The sequence below is a fragment of the Rhizobacter sp. P3_B12 genome (assembly GCF_056402895.1).
Map to the genome: position 1 here is coordinate 1 of NZ_JBFUGN010000219.1, position 7609 is coordinate 7609.

Sequence of the window (7609 nt, forward strand, 5' to 3'; positions counted from 1 at the left end):
GCCCCAGGCTCACGAACGGCATCGCGAGGCGCGCCTCGTCGGCGACGTAGACCAGGTCGCAGTGCAGCAGCATCGTGGTGCCGATGCCGATCGCGGCACCGGTGACGGCCGCGATGACCGGCTTCTCGCAGCCGTTCAGCGCCTGCATGAACTGGAACACCGGCGAGTCCTGGCCGCTCGGCGGGCGTTTCATGAAATCCTCGAGGTCGTTGCCCGAGGTGAAGATGCCGGGCTGGCCGGTGATCAGCACCGCGCGCACCGCGCCGTCGGCCTGCGCGGCCGTCAGGCCGTCGGCCATCGCCTGGTACATGTCGATCGTGATCGCGTTCTTCTTCTCGGGGCGGGCGATCTCGATCGTGAATACGCCGTTCAGCACGGCGGTCTTGATGCTCATGTTTGCTCCTTGATCGTGTGCAATGAGGCCGGGCCGAAACCCTGCAGCAAAGCCGTCATGCGCGGCCAGAGTGTCGCCTGGAACTGCTCGCGGAACAGCCCGAAATGCCCGATGCGCTTCGCTTGCACGTCGGCCGGCGCGATGCGCTCGATGCGGCGCGGCGCATTCGGGTAGCAGTCGACCAGCACGCGGGTGCCGCGCTCGGTCATCAACTCGTCGTCGGTGATCGACAGCGCGACCAGCGGGAAGCGCGCCGCCTCGAACTGCGCGCGCACCGCCGCGCCCTCGGCACCGACGTGGTAGCGCGGGTGCAGGCACCAGCGCCGCCACTGCAGCATCACGCCCTTCGGCAGGTCGCCGACCTTGCGCAGGCGCTTGCCGGGGAAGTAGCCGAAGACGGCGGTCGCGACCGGCACCAGCACGTACCAGAAGTACAGGATCATGCGGCGCAGCGGTGGCGCGTTGTCGCGCCAGTAGCCGCTGCCGGCCGCCACCGAGATCAGGCCGTCGACCTGCGCGTGGTTGCGCAGCAGGCCGGGCAGCTGCGCGCCCAGGCTGTGGCCGACGAGGTACAGCGGCAGGCCCGGCGCGGCCTCGCGCAGCGCATCGATCGCGCTGTCGTAGTCGCGGGCCCAGCTGAACAGGTCGGCCTTCAGGCCGCGCAGCGACGGCGTCGCGCGCGACTCGCCCATGCCGCGGTAGTCGAAGGTCGCAACCGCATAGCCCTGCCCGGCCAGCCATTGCGCGAACGGCTGGTAGTAGTCCTGCCGCACGCCCATCGCACCGCCGATCAGCACCGCGGCTTTCGCGGTGCCGACCGGCCGGTACAGGCGCAGCGACAGCCGGCTGCCGTCGTCAGTCTCGAGTTTCAGTGTCTCCATGACGCTCTCCATCGCGATCCGCAGCGGCCCGATCCAGCGGACCCCGTGGAACTGGCTCCGCCAGGCCACTGGGGTCGCCCCCTTGAGGGGGAGGCGCGACAGCGCCTCGGGGGTGGGTCGTCAGACGCGTTCGAAGATGCCTGCCGCGCCCTGGCCCGTGCCGACGCACATCGTCACCATCCCGTACTTCAGGTTGTGGCGGCGCAGCGCGTGGATCACCGTCGCGGCGCGGATCGCCCCGGTGGCGCCCAGCGGATGGCCCAGCGCGATCGCGCCGCCCATCGGGTTCACCTTGGCCGGGTCGAGCCCGACGCTGTTGATCACCGCCAGCGACTGCGCGGCGAACGCCTCGTTCAGCTCGATCCAGTCCAGGTCCTGCTGCTTCAGGCCGGCGTAGCGCAGCGCGGCCGGGATCGCCTCGATCGGGCCGATCCCCATGATCTCGGGCGGCACGCCGCGCGCCGCGAAGCTGACGAAGCGCGCCAGCGGCTTCAGGTCGTACTGCTTGACGGCCTTCTCGCTCGCGAGGATCAGCGCACCGGCGCCGTCGCTCGTCTGCGAGCTGTTGCCGGCCGTCACGCTGCCCTTGGCGGCGAACACCGCCTTCAGCTTGGCCAGGCCTTCCGGCGAGGTGTCGGCGCGCGGGCCTTCGTCGAGGTTCACGGTGCGGGTCTTCACGCCCTGCTCGCCGGTCAGCAGGTCCGGGAAACGCTCGACGATCTCGATCGGCGTGATCTCGTCGGTGAACTCGCCCGCCTTCTGCGCCTTCAGCGCGCGCATGTGCGATTCGTACGCGAACGCGTCCTGCGCCTCGCGGCTGACCTTCCATTGCGCGGCGACCTTCTCGGCCGTCAGCCCCATGCCGTAGGCGATGCCGACGTTCTCGTCCTTCGCAAACACCTGCGGGTTGAACGACGGCTTGTTGCCGCCCATCGGCACCAGGCTCATCGACTCGGCACCGCCGGCGATCAGCACGTCGGCCTCGCCGACGCGGATGCGGTCGGCGGCCATCTGGATCGCCGTCACGCCCGACGCGCAGAAGCGGTTGACCGTCACGCCGCCCACCGGGTGCGCAAAGGCCAGCGCGACCGCGATGCGGGCCATGTTCATGCCCTGCTCGCCCTCGGGGAACGAGCAGCCGATGATGGCGTCCTCGATCGCCTTCGGGTCGAGCGTCGGCACCTGGGCCATCGCGCTGCGGATCGCCGTGACCAGCAGGTCGTCGGGGCGGGTGTTCTTGAAGTACCCACGGCCCGAGCGGCCGATCGGGGTGCGGGTGGCGGCGACGATGTAGGCGTCTTGCACTTGCTTGCTCATGTTCTTTGCTCCGCTTAGTTGCGAACAGGCTTGCCGGTCTGCAGCATGCCCATGATCCGTTCCTGGCTCTTCGGGTGCTCCAGCAGCCCGCAGAAGTGCTTGCGCTCCAGCGCCATCAGGTACTCCTCGCTGACCAGCGAGCCGGCATCGACATCGCCGCCGCACACCACGTCGGCGATCAGCGCCGAGATGTGGAAGTCGTGCGCGCTGATGAAGCCGCCGTCGCGCATGTTGACGAGCTGCGCCTTGATGGTGGCGATGGCGTTGCGGCCGGCCACCGGAAACAGCGTCTTCGCCGGTKCGCGGTAGCCGCTGTCGAACATCGCCTTGGCCTGCTGGATCGCGACGAACAGCAGCTCGTCCTTGTTCGGGACGATCACGTCGCTCCACAGCAGGTAGCCGAGCTTGCGGCTCTCGATCGCGCTGGTGCCGACCCTGGCCATCGCGGCGTTCGTGAAGCCGTCGGTCAGGAACTTCAGGATGTCGGCGTTCGCGTTCGCGGCGCTCGCCATCTCGGCCGCGCGGCGCGCGATGTACGCGAGACCGCCGCCGCCCGGGATCAGGCCGACGCCCACCTCCACCAGGCCGACGTAGCTTTCCATCGCGGCAACGCGCCTGGCGGAATACACCGACAGCTCGCAGCCGCCGCCCAGTGCGATGCCGCGCAGGGCCGAGACCACCGGCACCTGCGCATAGCGGATGCGCAGCATCGCGTCCTGCAGCTTCTTTTCTTCCGGCGCGATGCCCTTGGCGCCGCTCTTCATGAACACAGGCATCAGCGCCTCGAGGTTGGCACCGGCCGAGAACACGTCATCGGGCGACCAGATCACCAGGCCCTTGTACTTGGCCTCGGCGATCTCGACCGCCTTCAGCAGGCCTTCGGTGACGGTCGGGCTGATCAGGTGCAGCTTCGCGGTGATGCTGGCGATCAGCACCTCGCCGTCCAGCGACCAGACGCGCACTTCGTCGTTCTTGAACTCCTGCGTGCCGGCCTTCAGCGGATCGGCCGCGCCCGAGCCGAGCACGGCCTCGGGGAAGTGCTGGCGCGCATACACCGGCAGCGTGCTGCGCGGGATGTACGTGTTCTGCGCGGCGCTCCACGAGCCTTCGGCGGTGTGCACGCCCTCGCGACCGTCGAACACCCAGGCGGGCAGCGGTGCCTTGCTGAGCGCCTTGCCGGCGTCGATGTCGGCCTTCACCCATTCGGCCACCTGCTTCCAGCCGGCGGCCTGCCACAGCTCGAACGGGCCTTGCTGCATGCCGAAGCCCCAGCGCATCGCGAAGTCGACCTCGCGCGCCGAATCGGCGATGTCGGCCAGGTGCACCGCGACGTAGTGGAAGCTGTCGCGCAGGATCGCCCACAGGAACTGCGCCTGCGGGTTGGTCGATTCGCGCAGCAGTTTCAGGCGCTCGGGGGCGGCCTTCTTCAGCATGCGCGCGACGATTTCATCCGCCTTGCCACCGGCGGGCACGTAGTCGGCCTTGGCCGGGTCGAGGCGCAGGATGTCCTTGCCGACCTTCTTGTAGAAGCCGGCGCCGCTCTTCTGGCCCAGCGCGCCCTGCTCGATCAGCCTGGCCAGCACCGGCGGCGTGGCGTAGCTCGGGAAGAACGGGTCATCGGCCAGGTTGTCCTGCAGCGTCTTCACGACGTGCGCCATCGTGTCGAGGCCGACCACGTCCGCGGTGCGGAAGGTGCCCGAGCTCGCGCGGCCCATCTTCTTGCCGGTCAGGTCGTCGACGACGTCGTAGCTCAGGCCGAAGTTCTCGGCTTCCTTGATCGTCGCCAGCATGCCGGCGATGCCGACGCGGTTGGCGATGAAGTTCGGCGTGTCCTTCGCGCGCACGACGCCCTTGCCGACCGCGGTGGTCACGAAGGTCTCGAGTTGGTCGAGGATCTCCGGGCGCGTCGTCGGGGTCGGGATCAGCTCGACGAGGTACATGTACCGCGGCGGGTTGAAGAAGTGGATGCCGCAGAAGCGCGGCTTGATCTCTTCAGGCAGCACCTCCGACAGCTTGGTGATCGACAGGCCCGAGGTGTTGCTCGCGACGATCGCGTGCGGCGCGATGAAGGGCGCGATCTTCTTGTACAGGTCGAGCTTCCAGTCCATGCGCTCGGCGATGGCCTCGATGATCAGGTCGCAGTCTTTCAGCAGCTCGCTGTGCTCTTCGTAGTTGGCGTGCTGGATCAGCGCGGCGTCTTCCGGGATGCCCAGCGGCGACGGCTTCAGCTTCTTCAGGCCTTCGACGGCCTTCGTGACGATGCCGTTCTTCGGGCCTTCTTTGGCCGGCAGGTCGAACAGCACGACCGGCACCTTGACGTTGACCAGGTGGGCGGCGATCTGCGCGCCCATCACGCCGGCGCCGAGCACGGCGACCTTGCGGACGTTGAAGCGACTCATGTTTCTTCTCCTTTGCGTAGTGTGAACAGGCCTACTCGACCCGGATCCAGGTCTGGGTGCGGCCGAACATCGGCGCGCCGACGTAGCCTCGAACTTCCAATTTCCTGCCGCCGTCGACCGGCTTCAGGCGCAGCTTGTAGGTCTTGCCGTTGGCCGGGTCGAGGATGGTGCCCCCGTCCCACAGGCCGTCGGTGTCGGCGCTCTTCTTCGCGCCGCGGATGATCGACAGCCCGACCAGCGGCTGGCCCTTGCGGTCGTCGCTGCATTCGTCGCAGACGGCGTCCTGCTTCGCCTCGGGGTCCAGCAGCTTCTCGAGCTTGCCGCTGATCACGCCGTCGGTCTCGACGATGCGCACCAGCGAGCGCTCTTTCTTCGTGCTGTCGTCGATCGTCTTCCACAGGCCCGCGGGCGTGGCTTGCGCATGGGCGCCCGCCACGGCCAGCGTGGCCGCGAGTGCCAGCAGCAGTCTCTTCATCGCTTGTCTCTCCTGATTTGTTTTGTTTCGACGAGATGGAAGGCCCGACCTCAGAACAGGGCTTCGTCCATCTCCATCAGCGGCTTCAGGCCGGTGCGCGCGGTGCGGATCAGCGAGGCGGTCTCGGGCAGCAGCTTCGCGTAGTAGAAGCGCGCCGTCGCGAGCTTGGCCTTGTAGAACGGGTCGCCGCCGTCGACCTTGGCCAGTGCGACCTTCGCCATGCGGGCCCAGAAATACGCGAACACCAGGTGGCCGGCGACGCGCAGGTAGTCGACCGCGGCGGCGCCCACTTCGTCGGCGTTGCCGAAGGCCTTCATGCCCAGCTCGGTGGTCAGCTTCGTGACCTTGTCGCCCAGCTCGGCCAGCGGGTTCACGAACTCCTGCATCGCCTCGTTCGTGCCTTCTTCCTCGACGAACTCCTGCACCAGCTTGCCGAACTTCTTCAGCTTGGCGCCGTTGTCGGAGAGGATCTTGCGGCCCAGCAGGTCCAGCGACTGGATCGTGTTGGTGCCCTCGTAGATCATGTTGATGCGGGCATCGCGCACGTACTGCTCCATGCCCCATTCCTTGATGTAGCCGTGGCCGCCGAACACCTGCATGCAATGCGAGGTCGCGATCCAGCCGTTGTCGGTGATGAAGGCCTTGATGATCGGCGTGATCAGCGCGACCAGGTCGGCGCTGTCCTTGCGCACGTCCTCGTCGTCCGATGCCAGTTCCTTGTCGAGCTGCAGCGTGGTCCACATCGCGAGCGCACGGCCGCCTTCGGCATAGGCGCGGGCGGTCAGCAGCATCTTGCGCACGTCGGGGTGCACGATGATGGTGTCGGCCGGCTTGTCCGGGTTCTTCGGGCCCGACAGCGCGCGCATCTGGATGCGATCCTTCGCGTAGGCCACCGCGTTCTGATAGGCGACTTCGGTCAGGCCCAGCGACTGCATGCCGACGCCCAGGCGGGCCGCGTTCATCATCACGAACATCGCCGCCAGGCCCTTGTTGGGTTGGCCGACCAGCGTGCCGACGGCGCCTTCGAGCACCATCTGCGCCGTCGCGTTGCCGTGGATGCCCATCTTGTGCTCGAGGCCGCCGCACCAGATGCCGTTGCGCGATCCGATCGAGCCGTCGGCATTGACGTTGAACTTCGGCACCGCGAACAGCGAGATCCCCTTCGAGCCCGTCGGCGCATCCGGCAGGCGCGCCAGCACCAGGTGGATGATGTTCTCGGCCAGGTCGTGCTCGCCGGCGGAGATGAAGATCTTGTTGCCCGTGAGCTTGTAGGTGCCATCCGCTTGCGGCTCTGCCTTCGTGCGCAGCAGGCCGAGGTCGGTGCCGCAGTGCGGCTCGGTCAGGCACATCGTGCCGGTCCACACGCCGCTGGTCAACTTCGGCAGGTACAGCGCCTTCTGCGCGTCGGTGCCGTGCGCATGCAGCGCCTCGTAGGCGCCGTGCGACAGGCCCGGGTACATGGTCCAGGCCTGGTTGGCCGAGTTCAGCATCTCGTAGAAGCACTGGTTCACGACGTGCGGCAGGCCCTGGCCGCCGAAGGCCGGGTCGCAGCTCAGCGCCGGCCAGCCGCCCTCGACGTACTGCGCGTAGGCTTCCTTGAAGCCCTTCGGCGCGGTCACCTCGTGCGTGCTCTTGTCGAGCGTGCAGCCCTCTTCGTCGCCGCTCTGGTTCAGCGGGAACACCACCTGCGATGCGAACTTGCCGCCCTCTTCGAGCACGGCGTTGATCGTGTCGAGGTCGATGTCGGCATGCGCCGGCAGGGCCTTCAGTTCGTCGACCACGTTCAGCACTTCGCTCATCAGGAACTGCATGTCACGCAACGGAGGGGTGTACTGAGCCATCGAAAAAACTCCTGGGAAAGAAATGGAAATTCGAGAAATCGGATTCAGCGGCGCGCGGCGCGCACCGRCTTGTCGGGAGCGGCCGCCGCATCGACCGCGTAGTAGCTGAGCACGCGCTCGAAGGCATGGCGGGCGCGGTCGAGCGCGCCGGGGATGCGCAGGAAGCGCGCGTCGTGGTGCAGCGCGAGGATCAGGCCGTGGATCTCGAACAGCATCTGCAGCGGGTCGGTGTCGGGGCGCAGCTGGCCCTCGTCGATCGCGATGCGGATCGCCTTCTCCAGCGCGGTGTGCCAGGCCTGCAC

Annotated in this window: 7 protein-coding genes; all 7 read right to left on the minus strand. The window is 67.7% G+C overall.

Features of this window, described 5'->3' with window-relative positions; translation table 11 throughout:
- On the minus strand, nucleotides 1–394 hold a 394-nt coding region (locus tag AC1D01_RS13990; protein ID WP_477867148.1), incomplete at its 3' end, for an enoyl-CoA hydratase-related protein.
- On the minus strand, nucleotides 391–1275 hold the full coding sequence (locus AC1D01_RS13995; protein WP_477867150.1) for an alpha/beta hydrolase family protein: 885 nt from the start codon (nucleotides 1273–1275) through the stop codon (nucleotides 391–393). The genes AC1D01_RS13995 and AC1D01_RS13990, both read right to left, overlap by 4 nt.
- Before the next feature lie 120 nt (nucleotides 1276–1395).
- Nucleotides 1396–2592 carry an acetyl-CoA C-acyltransferase gene (locus AC1D01_RS14000; protein WP_477867152.1) on the minus strand — a complete coding sequence of 399 codons (1197 nt, stop codon included), beginning with the start codon at nucleotides 2590–2592 and terminating at the stop codon, nucleotides 1396–1398.
- Nucleotides 2593–2606: 14 nt separating this feature from the next.
- Nucleotides 2607–4991 carry a 3-hydroxyacyl-CoA dehydrogenase/enoyl-CoA hydratase family protein gene (locus tag AC1D01_RS14005; protein WP_477867154.1) on the minus strand — a complete coding sequence of 795 codons (2385 nt, stop codon included), beginning with the start codon at nucleotides 4989–4991 and terminating at the stop codon, nucleotides 2607–2609.
- A 31-nt stretch (nucleotides 4992–5022) separates the two neighbouring features.
- Nucleotides 5023–5466 carry a DUF2147 domain-containing protein gene (locus AC1D01_RS14010; protein WP_477867156.1) on the minus strand — a complete coding sequence of 148 codons (444 nt, stop codon included), beginning with the start codon at nucleotides 5464–5466 and terminating at the stop codon, nucleotides 5023–5025.
- A 50-nt stretch (nucleotides 5467–5516) separates the two neighbouring features.
- A complete protein-coding gene (locus tag AC1D01_RS14015) occupies nucleotides 5517–7307 on the minus strand; it encodes an acyl-CoA dehydrogenase C-terminal domain-containing protein (RefSeq protein ID WP_477867158.1) in 1791 nt (596 codons plus the stop codon).
- A gap of 44 nt (nucleotides 7308–7351) precedes the next feature.
- A partial coding sequence (locus tag AC1D01_RS14020; protein WP_477867160.1) for a TetR family transcriptional regulator C-terminal domain-containing protein occupies nucleotides 7352–7609 on the minus strand: 258 nt, incomplete at its 5' end.